The organism is Dongia sp., from assembly GCF_041909655.1.
GTDB lineage: Bacteria > Pseudomonadota > Alphaproteobacteria > Dongiales > Dongiaceae > Dongia.
The window spans coordinates 479,849-500,414 of the sequence record NZ_JAYRDA010000001.1 but is presented as its reverse complement, the minus strand read 5'-3'; the positions used below and the strand labels follow the sequence as shown (position 1 = coordinate 500,414).

Genomic DNA, 20,566 nt, shown 5'->3' with positions numbered 1-20,566 from the left:
CGGATTACTGCTCCAGTCGCAGAACCGAAAGGCTGGCTGCGATCTGCTTGAAGGCATTCTGCAGTTCAGTCGCCCCTGGTGCATAAAAATAGTACGGCGCGTTGGGTTCGGTGGCGACCTGCTTCAAGAGGGCCTTGAGACTGCTGTCATTGTCCTCATACTGGACGACGAAGATCTTGACGCCCTGATCCGGATTCGACCCCTTGATCTTGGCGGCTAGAGCCCGCAGCCGATTATAGTGATTATTGGGCTGACCATCCGGCAAGGTGCCATGGCTGGTTGTCGTGTTTCCATCGTACATTTCCCCGAAAACACCCTTATACGCATCGCCGTTCAATCCAGTGGTGCGGCCATCCGTCAGAAATACGATCGCCTGCGTCCGCTTGAAGGGGACCGAAACACGCGCCTGGCTGAACGGCTCGCCGGGCATCAGCACTTCCCACGCCCAGAACAAGCCCTGAGTCGCATTCGTGTTGCCGTCCGGCGTGCTGGTGCCGGAATTCAGGTTATTGATTGCTGTGGTGACGATGGTCTTCGAGGCCGAGTCCTTCACTCCCTGCAATGGCAGAATGCCATGCTTGAGCGTCGGATAGCATTCACTGCTCTCGGCATCATTAAAACCGCTGGCGTTCTTCCAGTAATATGGTGCATTGCCAACGAAAATCGGCCGGTCCGGATCCGCCCGATTATCGTTCCAATAGGCATTCTTGCATTTCTTGCTGCGATTGGTCCAAACTCTTGCGCCTTCCTGGCCACCGGTAGTTGCGGTCCATTTGCTGGCTGAGCCACTTGTCGGCTGCGGCTCGCCCATGGTCGGATCGACCGGCTCATAGCCGAACCAGTCTTTCCCATCGGCGGCATTCCCGATCCGGCCATACCCCAATGTCATGTCGCCATCGTTGGTCATGATATTGTCATCGATATAGCGCGCATAAACGCCACCCGCCCAACCAGCTTCCGGCTTACTTAATAGCAAAACCTCGGAGATGTTCGTCTTGTAGAGAACATACTGTTTCGGGTAGGTGAGAGTGCTCGCCGTAGGATCGATCGGGTCAGCGAGTGGATTGACAAATCCGTCAGGTACGCTGATTTCTTGAACAGAGCCTGGCACGCTTGGATCATAACTATTCCCGTTAATCACCGAATTTGTTCGCACGTTAACCTTGCCGTTCCAGGGCACCATGCCGATGTTGAGAAGGTCGTAGGTCGTCGATCCGATCGTCACCGTCTTCGGGTTCGGGTCGTTGTAGAGCGTATCAACCATGATCTTGGCGGCGTTAATGGCGCCATCAATCTTGGACGCCGGTTGCTCCATTGAGAGCGACATATCGATCGAAATAACAACGTCCAAACCATTGATAGCGCGGATCGCGGTCGCCTCCGCTGCCACCGTCATGTCGGTGAAACCGAGAACGCTCATGAGCGTTGTGTCGATCGTCGCGGTCGCACTGACTTTCACCGTATTCTTGGTGGTATCGGCGTTGATGGTCGGCCCAACCACCTCGGCACTGAAAGCAGCTGCATTGAAATTGGCATCGAAGAGCATCTGGATGTCGGCATCACGTGTGTCGCTCAGGAGCGACTTGGCACCTGCGAGTGCGGCGGCGTCCAGCGCTTGCGACAGACGCGCCTTCACCATGTAGCCCCGCGCCGTATCGATGGCCAATCCGGCGCAGCCAACGAAGGTGATCAGTGAAAGGCCGACCCAGATTGCAACCGAGCCCCGATCATCACGCACCAGATGCCGCAAAGGGCGGGCGTGATAGCCGGGCCGCAGAAAATCACCGCATCGCTTGAAGATTTTCATCCTCACGGACCTCTCGAGTTCAACTGCATCGGTTTCTACGCTCAGTCATGGCTCTGTTTCGCAGGCAGAGCAGGAAGCATTGATGGTTTGCGTCAGCCTTGCCGACAGGGCCGCGCCCTTAGGGGGTGACCAGCATGTCCGATTGGCCGGCAACGGCGTTTGCGCCTTCGCTGACATCCTGGTTCATCGTGGCAATGCCGCCGGCCGTTTGTCCCGCCGCATCGGCCAGGCCGGGGGCAGTCCCGCCGCCGACGCCGCCACCAGCACGCGCCGGCGCCTTGTATTCAATGCTGCCCGGCCCCACGACCTGGACGCAACGTGTGTAACAGTTCCAGGTCCGCTCGGTATAGGCGGAGGCGGATGGAGAGATGATCGACACATGCCGCTCGTTCTCGGGCATCACGACCACGGCCGCGTCGATGAGGACATCACCATTGGCCGCCAGAACCATGAGGCTGGTTTCACCCGGCACCTTCCCGAAGATCAGGATCTTGCCCGGCCCTTCGATGGAGATATCGGTGACACTGGGATCGCCGATAATGATGGTCGCCGGATCGCCCTCGATCGGCAGGAATTGCGCCTTGCGCCAAACCACGGAAATGACGTCCTGCGCCAGAGCCGCAGGCGCCAGCGAGACACAGACCGCTATTTGAAGCGATAAAACGACCGCCGGAAGTGCGCGCATACCGTACCTCATCCATCGCAGGAAATTGCCAATTGAGCAGAAAGATGGTACCGCCAATCGACCGATCGCTCAATGAATTTTCCTATACAGTATTTGGATTTAGCGAATATTTGTGCGAAAATGGTTTAGATCGATTCGGGCGTCCAAACCAAAGGGGGGGACACCATATGTTGGCACGGCAATACCTCGTCACCACGATCACAGCGATCACACTGACTTTGGCCCTGACCGGCTGCGAAACAGTCGGCCTGGACGGAGACGAGGCCAGCGAGGCGCAGGCCACTGGCTCGACCCAACTCGACCCACAAATTCTGGAGGCGGCGCGCCGCGCAGAGGCACAGCACAATTACATTGAGGCCGCCCAGCATTACCAGAGCCTGCTCGCCCGCGATGGCGGCAACCTCGACCTCGCCATGGGGCTGGTGCGGAATCTCCGTTATGGCGGCAGCAACCAGCAGGCGATCGAGGTTCTCAATAACCTGATCGCCCGCGAGGGCCGGACGGTGGCACTCCTGTCCGAACTCGGGAAGGCCTACGTTTCGGCTGACCAGATGAACCTGGCGATACCGGTTCTGGAAGAAGCCCGAGGGATCGATTCAAGCCTGTGGGACATACATGCGGCACTTGGTGTCGCCTACGATTACGAGGGGCGCTTCGACGAAGCGCGCCAAAGTTATGCCGCCGCCATGCTGCTCTCGCCGCGCAATCCCGATATTCTCAACAATCTCGCCCTCTCGCAGGCGCAATCCGGCGATCTTGACGGCGCCATTGCCACGATGAATCAGGCCGCCGACCAACCGAGCGCTTCATCCCAGGTGCGCCAGAACCTGGCTTTGCTATTGGCGCTGAAAGGCGATCCCGACGCTGCCGACAGGTGGGCCCGCAAGGATCTGCCGCGCGAGATTGCCGACGAGAATGCCAAATACTATCGGTATCTGGCGGGTCTCGAATAACGGCATCATCATTTCAGCATATCTTCAGAGACCTTGATCGCGACCGGCCCAATGATCACGATGAAGAGAACCGGCAGGAAGAACACGATCATCGGCACGGTCAGCTTGGCTGGCAATGATGCCGCCTTCTTTTCTGCCGCCATCATGCGCTCGTCGCGATTTTCCTGTGCAATCACTCGCAAGCCGACCGCGATCGGAGTACCGTACTTTTCCGATTGAACCAGGGTTGTCGACAAGGATTTGAATGAGCGCAGACCGACGCGTTCGGCCAGATTCTGAAACGCTTGGCTGCGATCCCCCAGAAATGCCAGTTCAGCGGCGGTCAGGCCGATTTCCTCGGCAAGCTCGGGCGCCGATTCCGCCATTTCTTCCGTCACCTTCTGGAACGCGGCTTCGATCGACATACCGGCCTCGACGCAGATGACCATCAGGTCGAGCGTATCGGGAAAGCCGCGCCGTATCGCGGCCTGCCGCTTCTGGATCGCATTCGTGAGCGCCAATGCTGGCAGATAGTAGCCCAGAGCCGCAATCGCCAGAGCCACGCCGAGATGTATTTCGATCTCCTTCTCGGGCGCCGTAACGCGAAGGTAGATATAGAGACCCAGACCGAGAGCAATCGGCAGCACAATGCGCGCGAAGATAAATTTGACCGGGGTCGACGGATGGCGCCAACCAGCCTGTATCAACTTCAGCCGCAGCTCCTTGGCCTGCAGCAGGTTTTCCATTTTGAAGGTGCTGACGATCGCCCGCATCATTCCTTCTTGCCGGCTCGGCATCAAGCGACGGCGCTGTTGGAACTGCTCCTGCTGCTTTGCTCGCAATTCCTGCCGGCGTGCGGCAACCGACCGCAGGCGATCGGCAAAACTGTCTCGGACCGCGAACGGCAAAGTCACCGCCAGCACCGACGCAAACGCGGCCATGAATGCCACGACCACGATCAAGGTCGGCAGATTGGCACCAAATTCGATCTCATCCATGATCTGGCCCTAGAAGTCGAAATTGATCATTTTGCGCATCACCAGCATGCCGGTCACCATCATGCCGACACCAATACCAAGGAGCATGTGTCCGGTTGGATGTGTAAAAAGAAGAGCCACCATATGCGGCTGCGTGAAGCTCATGCCGGCGATCATGATGAACGGCAGGGATCCGATAATGCTGGCGGAAGCCTTGGCTTCGCTTGATAGCGCCTGCACCTTGTCTTTCATTTTCTTTCGCTGGCGCAGAACATCTGACAGCTTTGCCAGCGTCTCGGCAAGGTTGCCACCCGTGCTCTGCTGCGTGATCAGGACAATCGTAAAAAAGCGGACTTCAGCCGTCGGGACGCGGTCCGACAATCGCTGCAGAACCTCACCGGTAGTCATACCCAGCCGGATTCCTTCGTTGACCAGGGCGAATTCGGATCCGACCGGCGCGGGTATTTCTCTGGCAACGATCGCAAGACATTCGCCAACTGTGAGGCCGGAGCGCACACCACGAACAATCACATCGATCGAATCGGCAAAGAGCGCAGTAAATTTGTTCAGCCGCCTCTTGATGAGATAATTGAGTACCAGCTTCGGTATACCCAAGGCACCGATCGGTGCAACGGCGAGCAGGAAAATAGGCGGTGCGCCTATGGCCCAAACGAGAGCAGTCAGAACCACCCCAGAAATCGCCGACAGCATAATGAATCTATTTGGCTGCATGGTGAGACCAGCATGAATCAATGCCTGTCCCAGCCGCGCACCGCGACGGCGCTTTCCTTCCGATTCCGCCTCTTTGAGCTTCTCTGCGACCTTCCGCTTGCTACCTTGAAGTTTCCTCGCCTGTGCATTCGCAGCCGGATCTGTAACGATCATCGGCCCAGTACCCACAACCGCAGCAATGCGCTTCTTCATGCGCGCGCGCGGCGCCGCCACCACCGCCGCCACGGCAAGAATAATGGCCACCGTCATGCCGGCAATCATGGCAACCAGCAGCAAAATCTGTGGATCGATCCCGGCCAATTGGCTAAGCACTGGCCGCCTCCATCACCTCGACCAATTCGCGCTCTTTGCCGAAATAGCGGACACGATCATAGAAACCGGGCCGCAGCCCTGTGAAACGATGCCGACCGATGATCTTGCCTTGCGCATCTTCGCCCTGGATTTCGTAGATGAATAGATCCTGCAAGGTCACAACGTCACCTTCCATGCCGACCACTTCCGTCACATGCGTGATCTTGCGCGAGCCATCGCGCAGACGCGAGGCTTGGACGATCACATTGACGGCACCGGCGATCTGTTCGCGAACAGTCTTGGCCGGCAAGTTGTAGCCACCCATGGCAATCATGTTTTCCACGCGCGATATGCATTCGCGCGGGTTGTTGGCGTGAATCGTGCCCATGGATCCGTCATGGCCGGTGTTCATCGCCTGCAACAGATCGAAGGCCTCCGGACCGCGCACCTCACCGACGATAATCCGCTCCGGACGCATACGCAGGCAGTTTCGCACCAGGTCGCGCATGGTCACCTGCCCTACCCCTTCAAGATTGGGGGGGCGCGTCTCCAACCGGACGACATGCGGCTGCTGCAATTGCAACTCGGCCGCATCCTCGCAGGTGATGATGCGCTCTCCGCGGTCGATATAGTTGGTAAGGCAGTTCAACAAGGTCGTCTTGCCGGAGCCTGTACCGCCCGAAATAATGACATTGATCCGGCAATGCCCAATGATTTCCAGAAGCTTGCCGCCGGGCCGAGAGATCGTTCCGAAATTCATCAGTTTGTCGAGGGTCAACCGCTCGCGCTTGAACTTGCGGATTGTGAGGGCCGGACCATCGATGGCAAGCGGCGGTGCAATCACGTTGACACGAGAACCGTCTGCCAGGCGCGCATCGCAGATCGGGCTCGATTCATCGACGCGCCGCCCCACCGCCTGCACGATGCGCTGGCAGATATTCATCAATTGCTGATTGTCGCGGAATTTGACGTCCGTCAGCGTGATCATGCCATCGGTTTCAATGTAGACCTTGTTGTAGCCGTTCACCATGATGTCGGCGATATCGTCGCGCGCCAGCAGGGGCTCCAAAGGACCTAGTCCCAAGATGTCGTTGCAGATCTCGGTTATAAGCGCCTGCTGCTCGGTGGCCGAGAGCATCAGATTGCGCATATTGATGATTTCAGCGACGATCTCGCCGATAGCTTCGCGAACCGCCTTGTGGTCCAACTTGGCAAACTCGCCGAGATCGACGGTCGCCATCAGGTCGTTGAAGACGCTGAGCTTGATCTCGGTCAAGCGCTGGTCCATTTCACCCGTTCTGGGCGCTGCCTGTGTGGGGGAAGCCGGCGCAACAACGGCAGGCGGCGACGAGGCAGCAACCGGCACCAACGCATCGGTCGCTGGCGCGCCCTCGCCTTTGCTTGTTCCGATGGGTGTATTGCGCTTGCCAAACATGCCGATTTCCCTGGACGATCCCTAGTCGATACGCATTCCGCGCAGTTCAGGCGGGAGATTTCGGACGCTTGAGCCAAGTCATGAGCTTAAGTCCTTTGGCACTTTCCTTGGCGATGCCACGACGGGCGCCCAATTGACGTGCGAATTGCCGTAGCTGTTCGTTCAGTTTGTGCGCCTTGGCGCCCTCGCCGATCATTTGCCCATTGTTCATCAATTGGGCAAAGAGGGTCGCATCGAACCCAATAGTCATGCTCGGCACGGTGCCAAGCGTATCCTGGAAATCCTTGGTCGACAATTGGTTTCGTTTGGCTGCATCCGACTTGCTGATGACGAGCTTCGTCGCTGCATTGCTGCGCCGGGCCTTTTGCCATTCGACCAATTGGCGCGCGTCGCGCAAATTGGCGAGGTCGGGGCTGGCAACGATCACAACTTCGTCCGATTGCAGCAAGGTACCGGTAACCCAGGCATTCCAGCGTCGCGGCAGATCAACCACCACGAAAGGTGCCATGGTACGGCAAATGTCGACCAACCTTTCAACCGCCTCCGCGCTGGGCGGCACCAGTTCCTTCAAGGAACCGGCGGTCGACAGGATTGAAAGATTCGGTCCGTGCTCCATCATGGTGCGCTCGACCAGAACGGAATCGATGCGATCGGAATCGGTCAAGGCATCAGCCACAGATTGCTTGGGGTCCAAATTCAAGGACAATCCCATCGTGCCGAAATTGAGATCGAGATCGATGGCTATCACAGCTTCTTGGGTAAGTTCTGCCAGGGTCCAGGCCATGTTGACGGCGAGCGTCGAACTGCCAACACCACCTCGGGCGCCGATGAATGAAATGACGCGACCGCGGGCCGCGGCACCCGGATCCTTCACACAGGCAATGATGGCGTTGGCGACATCTTCGGAACTGACCGGCGCCACCAGATATTCGCTGACACCCTGGCTGATCAAGCGGCGGTAAGCCTGAACATCATTGACGCCACCGACGACAATGACCTTGCGGCCGGGCTCGACAACTTCCGCAAGCGCTTCCAAACCCTTCTGAATTTCCTCTGGCCCGCCACTCTCCTCAACAATGATGACTTGAGGGCTTGGGTTGTCGACATAGTGCTTTACTGCACGCGCCAACCCGCCGAAATGGACCGTCACCTTGGAGCGGGCAAACTCCCGCTGTGCGGTCAACCCTTCAAAAGCCGCCTCGGCCTCCTTCGTTAGGGGAAATGCCTCGATACTGAAGCGATAGAGCACTTAAAGACCCCCGGTCGTGTTCACAATCGTAAGAACGGGCGATTCAGCGGAACCGCCGATCTTGCTGCCGATTATGTATTTACCGACAACATCGGCTGATCGGGCTGCTAAACGGCCGCTCGAGGCTTGCGCATCAATGAGATCGCGGGGGTTGACGACCATCGCAGCCAGGTTACGCTGGTTGGCACAGCCGAAGCCATACGAGTTTTCGTTAAGCGGCGTAAAGCCCGGCTGGTCCTTGAAAGAACCGCATTCATCCGCGATCGCGACATAGATCGGGAACTGCAAAATTGCCCGACCGTATTTGGCAGATTCAGGATCGGTAGCAAAAGATGTTTGCACCGCGGCCACAGGCACCCCGCGGCCGGAGAGAGCGGTTCCGATATCGGCGGCAAAGCCCGTGGCGAGCGCATCGCTGATCGAGTTCGCCCCGATCTGCAAGGTAATGCCACCGGCCGAGCGATTGGCATAGTCGCGCGCAAATTCGTCAATGGCGGCAACATCCATCGGCTTGATATGGCCGCCCGGTCCCGGTTCCAGAATCAGCAGCGCGGTTCGCGTCTCGACCTTGATCGGATAGCGAGTCGCGTAATCATAATTGGGCATATCCGCTTCGCACGCAGAAAGGCCGGCAAGGCAAAGTGCCACAATCGCAACATGGCGCAACATGAGATGGCCCTCCTTAACGGATGATATACCCTATTGGCCCCTGCAGCTGCGGAACCTGATCCTGTGCCGCGCCAGGCCTGTTGGTGTAAATATTCTGCAGATGGCCTAAGAGATATAGATCGAGGTCACTGGCTGGCGCAAAGCCGTCCGTCGGCAAGGACAAAACGCCAGGATCCGTGGGCTGGACCAGAAATGCCCGGGCGACAATTACCAGTTCGGATTCATCCTGCTGGAACGAGGTCGACCGGAACAAGGTACCAAGGATAGGGATGTTCATCAGCCCCGGCACCCCACGCAATGACTGCGTGATATCGTTGTTGAGCAAGCCGGCGAGCATGATACTGCCGCCGCTGGGCAATTCCACGGTCGAGGTTGCACGCCGGACGACAAAACTGGGTATGGAAATATCAGGCCCCAACGAAACGATATCGGTCGCCGTCGGTGCGCTGACTTCGGTTGCCACCTTCAGGCTGATGCGACCCTTGTCGAGCACCACGGGCAGAAAGGTAAGCGATACGCCGAACGGCCGAAACTCAACCGTAATAGTGTCGTCGTCCTGAGCAACCGGTATCGGCACTTCGCCACCGGCCAGCATGGTTGCGTATTCACCGGAAACAGCCACCAAGTTCGGCTCCGCCAGTTTTTTTGCCAAGCCGTGCTGTTCCAGGATGCGAACCGTCGTATCGATCGCGCCAGGCCCGTCAATGAAAAGCGAACCGGCAGGCGTCGAAGTTAGCGCGCTGCCGCTCGTAAGCAAAACACCGCCAAGGACGGCATTGGCACCGCCCGTGACACCGGCAATGGCCAGATCGCCGACCGTGGTCGGGCTGATCAGATTCTCGAGGCCGAGTTCCTTCAGGGCGGACTTCTGAACTTCAGCCACCGAAACCTTGATCAGGACCTGCTGTTCGGAATTGATGCGCATGGTGTTGATAAGTTGGGCATCACCGCCGACAAATCGCCGCGCGATCGTTACAGCCTGTTGTGATACGGCGTCCGAACTCGCGGATCCCTTCAACACCAGCGCGTCCCCGGCGCCGGTAATGTTGATGGTTTCCTCCGGGAAGGCGGCACGAACAGCATCCTGTGCTGCCTTGGCATCGGGATTCACCGAGACCTGGAAGTGATCAACCATCTTACCGCTGGCATCGAGCAGGAAGAGGTTGGTCGACCCGACCGTCTTGCCGGCCAAGAACAATTTGGTCGGCGAGCGAATGATGACATCGGCAATGTCGGGGTTACCGATGATGATATCCCGCACCGGCGCGGTAAGTGCATATTCGCGCGTGCCGTTAATCGGCAGATCAATCCTTTTTTCCGGGGCATCAACTGTGCTGCCACCGATGGCGCTAAGGCTGCCGTCTTGCGCTCGAGCGTCCACGAACCCGAAAGCCAGCGCTAGATATATAGCCAGGGCGAGGCGCAGGTTCAGCGCGATGAGCCGCCGACCGGCATGGCCGATGCGCGGAAGATTACCTGACATGGTTGCCCATTCCGTCCCCACTAATGCTCATTGCCCCAGACTCTGAACCGTTACCGAGCCACCTCGATTTATCCGGATCGACTTGACCCGCATGACGGGCAGAGGGGCTGACTCTTCGCTCTCAGCCGCGGGCATCTCGAAAAGCTGTTCGTCGAGACCACCCTGCATCAATTCATCGAGAACCCGGCTGGCTTCTCGATCGGTTACGTAAACTGGCGCCTTCGCATCAGCTTCGGCCGCCTCCTCATTGCGCGCCCAACCGCGCAGCGAAAGCACCATCGTGCCGATTTGGCTGGCGACCAGAATTCTTTGCGCCTGTTCAGAGGTAACCTCGAGGGTCACTGTCTGACTATTGATCCCCGGCCCGGTGCCCGGCTCCTTGGCCAGCAATTGGTTGATCGCGATCACCTTGACGTCGCGCATAATGGCCTCGGCAGCGTAACGGCTGAGGGAATCCCGGCCGACAGATTCCGGCACCCCGGCAAGATCGCGGGCATTGGTGATCAGCATGATGTCGACGTGATCCCCGGGCAGGATCAGGCCCGCAGCGCCGGTGCGCGCCGAGACTTCAATAGTCACCGAGCGCATACCAGGCGCCAGGACAGCAGATGTCACGCCAGCATCGCCGCGTTTGATGATCATGGATTGGGTCAGTGGCTCGCCCAGCATGATGGAGCGCCGCGCCATGGTATCGAGGAATCCCGCAAGCGGATCTTCACCCGCATTGGCTTTCACCACGAAGCGCTGATCAATCACTGCATTCGGCCATTGTTCCCAGCGGACATCCGCCTCGGTTAGCACTTCGCCAGGCCCGATATCACGGGCCGCTACGAGCACTTCCTCGACGCCACCGACAGCCTGTTCCGGGGTCACCTGTACCTGCTGCTGCTGTTGCTGCTGCAGGTCGGTCAAAAAGCGCAAAGCCAGGAACGCGGTCAGGCCGGCCGCCCCCAGCGCCACCAAAATCAGCACGATCACGATCGGTCGCATTCGGCCCCTCTTTTCCCCGCCCACCGATGAAGGCCAGGAAACCCATACCGGGAAGATGTCACGCCCGCCGATCGAGCGTTTGATTTCTTCGCCACTATGCCCCGTAAAGCATTATTACCAATTTTTGGTTAAGAAGCCAGCCGAAAGACTATGAATCATGCGTTGTCAGGCATGAATCTTGCCTGTGAGTCAGTATCTTGTCGGGGAATACGGAGACTCTGGTTTAAATAAGAACATTATAGGAACACACGCGGTCACGTGTCGACTCTAAGACGCCAGCCACGCCGTGATGCTGTGACCGAGAACGCTGCCGCGCAGCCAATATTCCATCCCAGCCACCGCGATGGCCACACCATAGGGAATATGCAACCGGCCTTCCTGCCGACCGTAATGAGGCCAAAGATGCCCGACAACCGCCATCACCATAGCCAGCAATCCGCCAGCGAATCCCATCAGGAGCATGAACCGCAGGAAGTTCAGGTTTGGACCAAGCCAGATGGCCAGCGCCGCAATCCACTTTACGTCGCCGCCGCCGAGGAGATTGAACCGAAATAAAACAAGTCCCACTACCAGGACGACGAGGCCGAACCCCAGATGCCAAGCGATTGGGGGGAGCACATTAGAGGAAGCAATAACCAAAGCCACAGCAATGACTGCTGTCGACAGCGTCAACCAATTGGGCAACCTGAAGGCCAGGATGTCGTTACCGCCCCCCCAAATCAGGAGCGCGAACATGGCAATTTCACAGATACCAACAAACATGTTCATTCAGTCGAACTGACATATCCGTAAAAAAACGCGCCGGCCCGAGGAGGGCCGGCGCGTCGACGTTATCCCTGGAATACCCGAGATAATCGGTAATTCGAGTTGACGTCTGGACGGCGCTACTGAGCGATCGTCTGAGCGGCGTTGTTCATTTTCTCGCCGACGGTCTGGAACATGGTGTTGAGGCCGTTACCAGCCACCTGGGCGCCGACATAGATCGCCAACGCGATGAACGCTGCGATCAGACCGTATTCGATGGCGGTGGCGCCCGATTCAGACTTCAGAAGTTTTGCAAACTTACGCATGAGCTCTTCTCCACAAAATGAATTGATGACGTTGCAACCAGCAGCGGCTCAATCGGCCGCTGTCTAACCTTATTGGCGTCGGCTCTCAGACGAAGAGCGAGCATGACGCTGTCGGAAATCATCTGTCGAGCCGACACAGCCCGCAAGTGTTTCCTGCGATCGGACGAACAACATGGTGTGTGAAAGTAGTTGAAATATCATTAATCTTAGTCATTTTTGAGCAGTCATAAAACATAACAACTATTTATTAACTCATTCCAGCCGCAATTGCGGCATCCCAGGTAACATTGCATCGACATTTAAATGCCCACTCAAGAGCAACGCAGTCACGTCGCCATCGATCTCTTGGCTCTATTCATAGCCACCATCGCGCTCCATGCCGCAATTGGCTTTAATCGTGAGATTTTGCATGCGGGTGGTTTGCTGGATACGGATGCATATATGCGGCTTATCCGGGTGGAAGAACTCTGGAAGAGCGGCGATTGGTACCAAACCGTCACGGCAAAGCTTGGAGCCCCGGACGGATTGTCGCTCCACTGGACCAGGCCCTTCGATGTTTTGATCCTCGTGCCAGCCATTTTTTTGTCGTTGTTTGGCATCGACATGCATCGCGCCATCTACTGGGTTGGCGTGGCCATTCCACCGATCTTGCACATGCTGGCATGCATGGGCGTCGCTTGGGCGGCAAAACCCTTATTCCCGCAGCACGGCGCATGGCGCCTCGCCGCTCTTATTCTTCTCCTTAACGGATCTGCCCTCGGCTACTCGCTCGCAGGACGGCCAGACCACCACCCCCTTTGCATTCTGACAATTGCGCTGAGTGCCGGTTATGTCGTTCGAGCCATGCTGGCACCTGACAGGGCACGGCCCGCCGTCTTTGCTGGTCTCTGGGCCGGCGTCGGCATATGGGTGGCGCCAGAGATTCTTCTGACGATCGCGCCCGCGATAGCTACCGCAGGTCTGTTCTGGATGTTTGCCGGAAATGGCAAGCCATGGGCATTGCTTGGGTACCGCTTCAGCATAGGCATGACCGCAATCATTCTGATGGCAATCGTCACCGAACAGCCGCCAAGAAATTGGCTCGTTGCCGAGTACGACAAGGTTTCCATTCTCTATCTAGCGATTGCCGTCATCTCGATGGTCGCTTTCTATCTTGCCGCAAAGATCTCCTGGAAAGATTGGCGACGTATAGCAGCCGGACTGGCGTTGGCGATCGCTTCATTCGCAATTCTGGACACCTTTTTCCCTCGCTTCTATCTCGGGTCGCTTGGCAACATCGATTCCGCCGGAGTAGCGGTGTTTATTCGTGAAATATCGGAAATGCAGCCCCTTTGGCCGCGAAATTTCGACTCTGCCATGGAATTTTTCCGGCTCGTCGGCAATACCTTAGCTGCCATTCCCGCTGCCGCTTACTATCTTTGGATATCGCGCCGCAGCCCCCGTTTTAGCGCACTACTTTATCTTTCCATCGGATATGCTGTCACCCTTGCCGCGGCGATGTTTCATTTGCGCCTAGCAATTTCGGTCAGCGTCTTCGGCGCCATTCTGGGGTGCGGATTATTTGCAATGATCTGTCAAATCGCGACGGGACGTGGTCACCTCACAATGCTGGCCACCCGTCTTGTCGGCTATTTTGTTGTCGCCTTCGGCCTCCAGATCGTCGGCATGATCGAAGGAGCTGCAAAGGATCCGACGGAAAAGGGGAAATGCGACCCGACACTCGTCGCAACTTGGCTGCGCGACAATCAGTCCGGACTTGCCCATCCCGCCTCAATCATTCTGACCGACAGCATCGATTCACCGCCGATGATTGCCTATATGACGGATTATCGGCTGGTCGGCGGCCCCTATCATCGCGGCAATGAGGACGTCGCCGACATGATCTCAGCGATGGCCAGTTCCACCCCCGAAGACAGCTTGGAGATCATTCGCCGACGCCAGGTCGACCTGGTCCTCATCTGCACCACTTTCGCCCTTCAAGCCATTCGTGAATCTCCGTCGGAATCGCTGTATCATCGCCTGTCGCGAGGCGACGCTCCGGCTTGGCTCACCGAGGTTCCCATGTCGGCCGATGTCGACAAGGAGTATCGTCTTTTCGCCGTGAAACCGTAGTTCCGATTTTCGTAACTTGCTTTGCGTCCACATCAATCAGTGGTAGAAGACTTCTTATCAAAGTACGCGGCGATGGCCGGCCCAGTCTGATCAAGAGTCGAGCGCGCGATGGCACGGGATAAGGAACTCATATTGGTGGTGGACGATTCGCCCACCAATCTCGCGATTCTGAACGTCGTCCTTCGCGAGGCGTATCAGGTTATCGCGGCCAATAACGGCGCCGATGCATTGTCCCTTGCCGCTTCGGAAGAACCGGATCTCATCATCCTGGACATCATGATGCCCGGCATGGACGGCTACGAGATATGCGACCGGCTGAAGGCCAATCCCTTTACCCGCGATATTCCCGTCATGTTCGTGACAGCGATGGATCAGGAACGGCAGGAGGCGAAAGGCCTCGCCTTGGGTGCCGTCGATTACATTGCCAAGCCGGTGAGCCCGCCGATCGTCCTTGCGCGCGTGCGCAATCAGCTGGAACTGAAGCGGCAGCGCGATTATCTGCGCCGTCTTTCCGCCATCGACGGTTTGACCGGCATCGCCAATCGCCGCGCCTTTGAAGAGGATTTCGACCGGGAATGGCGCCGTGCCATGCGGCTCAAGAATTCCATCGCCCTGTTCCTGACCGATATCGATCACTTCAAAACCTATAACGACGCCTATGGCTATCTGGCCGGCGACGATTGCCTGCGCATCCTCGGTCAGGCGATGACCAAGGCCATCCTGCGTCCCGGCGATCTTTTGGCGCGCTATAGCGGCGAGGAGTTCGTCGGCCTGATGCCCGATACCGACGCCACTGGCGCCGCCATCGTCGGCGAGCGCCTGCTCAATGCCGTGCGCGCCCTCTCCTTGCCACACGCTCATTCCGGTGTCGCCCCCATCGTCACCGTTTCGATCGGTGCTGCTACTTGCCGACCGAGTGTACAGATGGACCGCGCCAGCCTGTTCAAGCTCGCCGGCGATGCGCTCTATGCCGCCAAAAAAGGCGGGCGTAACCAGCTACGCATCTTTGAAATGCCGGAAGCCGCCAACGCCATCTGACGCGTTACCCCGCCAGTTCGTAATCGGGCGCAGGGATCGACGGATTGGCCGCCAGCCAGTCGCGCACGGCGAGCACTTCCGGCATCAACTCCGCGCCGTGCGGCCAGACGATATGAAAGGCCAGGCCCGTCACCCAGGGCCAATCCCAGGGATGCGTGAGCAGGCCGCGTGCGACCAGATGATCGGTCTGGTGCCGCCAACCGAGCGCAATGCCCTGCCCCTCCAACGCAGCACCGATGACCAAGGCGTAATCATTCATGTGAAGGCCGGGATCGTCCTTGCCGAGCCGTGCGCCGGCAGCGCGCAGGTAATCGTCCCAGCCGGGCCGCGGCCGATAGGGCTCGTCGAGGTGAATGAGCCGATGGCGCGCGAGATCGGCCAAGGACCGGATCGGCCCGGTCCGCGCCAGGTAGGCGGGACTGCAGATCGGGATGATTGCCTCTTCCACCAGCTCAACCGCGTCATAGCCCAGATACCGGCCATTACCGCGCCGGATCCCCAGCGAGACGCCCTCGGCAATGAGGTCGATATCCCGGTCCGTGGTCTGCAGCCGCAAATCAATCCCGGGATTATCCCGGCGGAAGCTGGCAAGACGTGGCAGCATCCACCACGAAGCAAAGGCAGTTGAGCAGGAAAGCGTCACATAGCGTCCCCGGCGCCGGCTCTGGAGCGCCTCGGTCGAGCGGCGCAAATGCTCCAACGCCAGGGTCACGTCCTGATGATAGCGTCGGCCTTCCTCGGTGAGATGCACGCGTTGACGCTCCCGCTGGAAGAGAGCGCTGCCCAGTGCTTCTTCAAGCTGCCTCACGGCGTAGCTCACCGCCGCCTGGGTCATATTGAGTTCCCGCGCCGCCTGCGTGAAGCTGGCGAGCCGGCCGGCGACCTCGAAGACAACGAGGGCGTTCAAAGGCGGCAATTGATTGCGCAACTGGATCATAAGTGAAACTTATCAACTTCGATATGATTTTCCAGGATTATTTGGGGAAATCGGGCGCTATCATGAGCAAAATTCAACGCCTTAGATCGGCAGTAAGATGACTGACACGACAGCCAGCAGCGGCTCAGGCCGCCAGCGCAATCGCACCCGCAACCGCCCGGCGATCGCCGCTCCGGCCTTCATCCGCCGCCAGGTGCCCACCTATGCCTTGCTGCAGCCCGACGGCTTGCAGCAATTGCATACCCAGGCCGAATTGATCCTGGCTGAGATCGGCGTCGAATTCCGCGGCGATGACGAAGCGCTGGATCTCTGGCGCAAGGCTGGCGCGAAGGTCGAGGGCGAGCGGGTGCGCTTCGAGCCCGGCCATGTGGTCGAGATCATCCGCAAGACCACGCCCAAGACCTTTACCCAGCATGCGCGTGATCCCGGGCATTCGGTCGAGATCGGCGGTGATGCGGTGGTCTTCGCGCCCGCATACGGTTCGCCCTTCGTCTATGATCGCGACAACGGCCGACGCTACGGCACGCTCGAAGACTTCAAGAACTTCGTCAAGATGACATGGATGTCGCCCTGGCTGCACCATTCCGGCGGCACGATCTGCGAGCCGGTAGATATCCCTGTCAACAAGCGCCATCTCGACATGGTCTATGCCCATATCAAGCATTCTGCGAAACCGTTCATGGGATCCGTGACGGCGCCGGAACGCGCGCTCGATTCCATCGAGATGTGCCGCATCCTGTTCGGCGCCGATTTCGTCGACAAGAACTGCGTCATCCTGGGTAACATCAACACCAACTCGCCGCTCATCTTCGACGGCGTCATGTCGCGGGCCTTGCGCGCCTATGCGGCCGCCAATCAGGCCGCCGTCGTCGTGCCCTTCATTCTGGGCGGCGCCATGGGCCCTGTGACGACGGCTGGTGCCATCGCCCAGGCCCACGCCGAAGCCATGGTCGGCGTGGCGCTGACACAGCTTGAACGGCCAGGCGCACCGGTCATCTATGGCAACTTCCTGTCCTCGATGTCACTGCGCTCCGGCGCCCCCACTTTCGGCATGCCGGAACCGGCCCTGGCTTACCTCGCCATCGGACAATTGGCGCAATGGCTGGGCGTACCCCTGCGCTGCGGCGGGTCGCTCACAGCCTCAAAGGTTGCGGATGCGCAGGCGGCGCAGGAAAGCGCTGATTCACTTTGGCCGGCTTTATTGGGCGGTGCCAATTTCATCCTGCATGCTGCCGGCTGGCTCGAGGGCGGCTTGGTCATGGGTTACGAGAAATTCGTGCTCGATTGTGATCACCTCGGCATGATGCACAGACTGATGGGCGGCCTTACCCTCGACGATAATGCGATGGCGATGGATGCCTTCCGCGAGGTGGAGCCGGGCAAGCATTTCCTCGGCTGCGCCCATACCATGGCGAACTACCAGACCGCCTTCTATGACGCGGATCTCGCCGACAACGATTCCTTCGAACAATGGCGCGATGCCGGTTCGCGCCCGGCGGATGTCCGTGCCGACAAGCGCTGGAAGGCATTGCTGCAATCACATGTCGACCCCGTCCTCGATCCCGCGATCGACGAGGCACTCAACGATTTCATGGACCGCAAGAAACAAGCCATGGCGGATGCCTGGTACTGAGATCCACCGAGCCAGCAAGAAAGCCCGCGCCGAACATGACAGATCCATTGCTTGAGCCGTTCCGGCTGAAACACCTTGCCCTCAAGAACCGCATCTTCTCGACCTCGCATGAGCCAGCCTATTCGGTGGGCGGCATGCCGGGCCTCCGCTATCAGCTCTATCATGAGGAGAAGGCCAAGGGCGGCGCCGCCATGACCATGATCGGCGGCTCCTCGGTCGTCGCGAAGGACTCACCCCAGGCCTTCGGCAATCTCTATGTTCACGATGATGCCATCATCCCCGATTTCAAGGCGCTGGCGAAACGCGTCCATGCCTATGATTGCGCGGTGATGTGTCAGATCACCCATCTCGGCCGGCGCACCTCCTGGAGCAAGGAGCATTGGCTGCCGGTCGTCTCCGCCTCGCATCAGCGCGAGCCCGCCCATCGCGCCTTCCCGAAGACAATGGAGGATTTCGACATCCGCCGTATAGTCAAAGCCTATGGCAGTGCCGCGCGGCGCTGCCGTGCGGGCGATCTCGATGGGATCGAAATCGAGGCTTACGGCCATCTGTTCGACGCCTTCTGGTCGCCACGCACCAATACGCGCGATGATAACTATGGCGGCAGCCTCGAGAATCGCATGCGTTTCGGCATTGAGGTGCTGGAGGAGATGCGGCGCGAGGTCGGGCAAGATTTCATCATCGGCATCCGCATGGTGGTCGATGAAACCATGCCCGATGGCCTGCCCTTTACCGAAGGCGTCGAGATCGCCAGACGCCTGACGAATCTCAAGCTGGTCGATTTCATCAATGTGATTGTCGGCGCCATCGACACCGACGAATCTCTTTCACACGTCATTCCCCTGATGGGAACACCGGCCGGGCCTAATTTCGCCAAGGTCAAGGCCGTGCGCGACGTCCTCCCCGGCATGCCGATCTTCCACGCCGCCCGCGTCAATGATCTCGCCACCGCTCGGCATTGGGTCAGCGACGACGCGGTCGACATGATCGGCATGACCCGCGCCCATATGGCCGACCCGCATATCGTCGCCAAGATGATGCGCGGTGAGGAGCAACGCATCCGCCCCTGCGTTGGCGCAGGCTATTGCATCGACCGAATCTATCAGGGCGGCGAGGCTTTGTGCCTGCACAATCCAGCGACGGGCCGCGAGGAAACCCTGCCACACGTCATCAGCCAGAGCGACGGACCAAGGAAGAAGATCGTCATCGTCGGTGCCGGACCTGCTGGATTGGAAGCGGCCCGCGTCTCGGCCCAGCGCGGTCATAATGTGACACTCTTCGAGGCGACCGACCGCCCCGGCGGCCAGGTTGCCATCGCCGCCAAGGTGAACCGGCGCAAGGAATTGATTGGCATCACGGATTGGCTCTATGCCGAGGCCGAACTGGCCGGCGTTCGGTTCCGTTTCAACACCTATGCCGAAGCCGCCGACATTCTCGCCGAGGAACCGGACATCGTCATCATCGCCACCGGCGGCACCCCCAATACAGCGCCCTTCGCGACAGGTGCCGATCTTGCGACCTCGACCTGGGACGTGCTGTCGGGTCAGGTCGCGCTATCGGATGATGTTCTTCTTTATGACGATGAATCCGGCCATGAGGCCCTCTCGACCGCCGAATATCTTGCTGGGAAAGGCGTCAAATTCGAGATTGTGACGCCGGAACGCGCCATCGGCGTCGAAGTCGGCGGGTTGAACTATCCCGCCTATTACAAAGCATTCTATCAGGCGGGCGTGCGCATGACGCTCAACCTTCGCATGACCGGCATCCGCAAGGACGGCAATCAATTGGTCGCAACCTTGTCCAATCCCTATGACAAATCGACGGTTGAGCGCCGCGCCCAGCAGATCATCGTGGCACACGGCAATCTGCCGGCGGATGGCGTTTACTTCGATTTGAAGGAAGAGAGCCGCAATCGCGGTGAGATGGATCTGGATGCCTTCATCGAGGGCCGACCGCAGAGCCTCGCCCCCAATAGCGCTGGCTCCTTTCAGCTCTTCCGGATCGGCGACGCCGTGGCCGCCCGCAACATCCATGCGGCGATCTATGACGGATTGAGGCTGTGCAAGACCTTCTGATCATGCTCCCTCGCCCCTGAGGCGAGGGAGCGACCAGGATCACGCCGAAGGTTTGACGCCCAGCATGTTGAGCGCCTTGTCGAGCGACTGGATGCCGGTGGGGCTGTCGCTGGCGTGACACATCTTGATGCCGGCATCGGCTTCCTTCTGTGCCGCCGGGAATTTCGCATTGGTCTTGTGGGTGAGCGCTACCTCATTCCATTGCGTGGTGAGGGCGGTGCATTTCTCGGCATTGGTGGTGCCGGCGGCATAGGCGACGCCGGAAGCCAGCAGAGATGCGGCGAGCGTGCTGATCAGCAGATACGTTTTCATGACGAATCTCCTTTTTGACAGCGAGTGGAGGTCGGCCGTTTTCCGGGCGGTCTAGGCCTTCGCTCGTGACTAGAAGGCTAGAGCGCCTCGGTAACGCCGAGATGTCGCAGGATGTTCCAAATGACAACGGCGCGTGTCG

Annotated in this window: 18 protein-coding genes; 5 read left to right on the top strand and 13 right to left on the bottom strand. The window is 58.8% G+C overall.

Annotated elements, in window-relative coordinates:
• Window positions 1–4: 4 nt before the first annotated feature.
• Complete coding sequence (locus tag ACE3PR_RS02180; protein WP_374367667.1) at window positions 5–1,807, bottom strand: pilus assembly protein TadG-related protein; 1,803 nt, start codon at window positions 1,805–1,807, stop codon at window positions 5–7.
• Between the two features lie 118 nt (window positions 1,808–1,925).
• Window positions 1,926–2,492, bottom strand: a complete 567-nt coding sequence (locus ACE3PR_RS02175; RefSeq protein WP_374367665.1) for a pilus assembly protein N-terminal domain-containing protein — start codon at window positions 2,490–2,492, stop codon at window positions 1,926–1,928.
• A 167-nt stretch (window positions 2,493–2,659) separates the two neighbouring features.
• Between ACE3PR_RS02175 and ACE3PR_RS02170 the strand changes: the two genes are divergently transcribed.
• Window positions 2,660–3,445 (top strand): tetratricopeptide repeat protein, encoded by a 786-nt coding sequence (locus ACE3PR_RS02170; RefSeq protein ID WP_374367663.1) that lies wholly within the window; start codon window positions 2,660–2,662, stop codon window positions 3,443–3,445.
• 8 nt (window positions 3,446–3,453) lie between these two features.
• Here ACE3PR_RS02170 and ACE3PR_RS02165 read toward each other — a convergent pair whose 3' ends face one another.
• The 9 genes from ACE3PR_RS02165 to ACE3PR_RS02125 form a co-directional block, all read right to left on the bottom strand.
• Complete coding sequence (locus tag ACE3PR_RS02165; protein WP_374367661.1) at window positions 3,454–4,422, bottom strand: type II secretion system F family protein; 969 nt, start codon at window positions 4,420–4,422, stop codon at window positions 3,454–3,456.
• A 9-nt stretch (window positions 4,423–4,431) separates the two neighbouring features.
• Complete coding sequence (locus ACE3PR_RS02160) at window positions 4,432–5,445, bottom strand: type II secretion system F family protein (protein WP_374367659.1); 1,014 nt, start codon at window positions 5,443–5,445, stop codon at window positions 4,432–4,434.
• Window positions 5,438–6,859: a CpaF family protein gene (locus ACE3PR_RS02155; RefSeq protein ID WP_374367657.1), complete on the bottom strand. Its 1,422-nt coding sequence runs from the start codon at window positions 6,857–6,859 to the stop codon at window positions 5,438–5,440. The genes ACE3PR_RS02160 and ACE3PR_RS02155 overlap by 8 nt, the downstream gene beginning before the upstream one ends.
• Window positions 6,860–6,905: 46 nt before the next feature.
• Complete coding sequence (locus ACE3PR_RS02150; RefSeq protein ID WP_374367655.1) at window positions 6,906–7,895, bottom strand: CpaE family protein; 990 nt, start codon at window positions 7,893–7,895, stop codon at window positions 6,906–6,908.
• Window positions 7,896–8,108: 213 nt separating this feature from the next.
• Window positions 8,109–8,777 carry a CpaD family pilus assembly protein gene (locus ACE3PR_RS02145; RefSeq protein ID WP_374367653.1) on the bottom strand — a complete coding sequence of 223 codons (669 nt, stop codon included), beginning with the start codon at window positions 8,775–8,777 and terminating at the stop codon, window positions 8,109–8,111.
• Between the two features lie 13 nt (window positions 8,778–8,790).
• Entirely contained in the window at window positions 8,791–10,260 is a 1,470-nt protein-coding gene (locus ACE3PR_RS02140) for a type II and III secretion system protein family protein (protein WP_374367651.1), read from the bottom strand.
• 27 nt (window positions 10,261–10,287) lie between these two features.
• Window positions 10,288–11,250: a Flp pilus assembly protein CpaB gene (gene cpaB, locus ACE3PR_RS02135; protein ID WP_374367649.1), complete on the bottom strand. Its 963-nt coding sequence runs from the start codon at window positions 11,248–11,250 to the stop codon at window positions 10,288–10,290.
• A gap of 267 nt (window positions 11,251–11,517) precedes the next feature.
• A complete protein-coding gene (locus ACE3PR_RS02130; protein ID WP_374367647.1) occupies window positions 11,518–12,018 on the bottom strand; it encodes a prepilin peptidase in 501 nt (166 codons plus the stop codon).
• Between the two features lie 116 nt (window positions 12,019–12,134).
• The gene (locus ACE3PR_RS02125) at window positions 12,135–12,320 is read right to left on the bottom strand and encodes a Flp family type IVb pilin (RefSeq protein ID WP_374367645.1); all 186 of its coding nucleotides are present in this window, start codon (window positions 12,318–12,320) and stop codon (window positions 12,135–12,137) included.
• Window positions 12,321–12,623: 303 nt separating this feature from the next.
• Between ACE3PR_RS02125 and ACE3PR_RS02120 the strand changes: the two genes are divergently transcribed.
• Both ACE3PR_RS02120 and ACE3PR_RS02115 read left to right on the top strand, forming a co-directional pair.
• Entirely contained in the window at window positions 12,624–14,432 is a 1,809-nt protein-coding gene (locus ACE3PR_RS02120; protein ID WP_374367643.1) for a hypothetical protein, read from the top strand.
• A gap of 108 nt (window positions 14,433–14,540) precedes the next feature.
• Complete coding sequence (locus ACE3PR_RS02115; RefSeq protein ID WP_374367641.1) at window positions 14,541–15,470, top strand: diguanylate cyclase domain-containing protein; 930 nt, start codon at window positions 14,541–14,543, stop codon at window positions 15,468–15,470.
• A gap of 4 nt (window positions 15,471–15,474) precedes the next feature.
• On the opposite strand, the gene ACE3PR_RS02110 is transcribed toward ACE3PR_RS02115, so the two are convergent.
• Window positions 15,475–16,407 carry a LysR substrate-binding domain-containing protein gene (locus ACE3PR_RS02110; protein WP_374367639.1) on the bottom strand — a complete coding sequence of 311 codons (933 nt, stop codon included), beginning with the start codon at window positions 16,405–16,407 and terminating at the stop codon, window positions 15,475–15,477.
• A gap of 97 nt (window positions 16,408–16,504) precedes the next feature.
• Here ACE3PR_RS02110 and ACE3PR_RS02105 point away from each other — a divergent pair, with 97 nt between their 5' ends.
• Complete coding sequence (locus tag ACE3PR_RS02105) at window positions 16,505–18,040, top strand: trimethylamine methyltransferase family protein (protein WP_374367637.1); 1,536 nt, start codon at window positions 16,505–16,507, stop codon at window positions 18,038–18,040.
• Between the two features lie 35 nt (window positions 18,041–18,075).
• Window positions 18,076–20,115, top strand: a complete 2,040-nt coding sequence (locus ACE3PR_RS02100; protein WP_374367635.1) for an FAD-dependent oxidoreductase — start codon at window positions 18,076–18,078, stop codon at window positions 20,113–20,115.
• A gap of 39 nt (window positions 20,116–20,154) precedes the next feature.
• Here ACE3PR_RS02100 and ACE3PR_RS02095 read toward each other — a convergent pair whose 3' ends face one another.
• Window positions 20,155–20,427, bottom strand: coding sequence for a hypothetical protein (locus ACE3PR_RS02095; protein WP_374367633.1), 273 nt, complete (start codon window positions 20,425–20,427; stop codon window positions 20,155–20,157).
• Window positions 20,428–20,566: the final 139 nt, after the last annotated feature.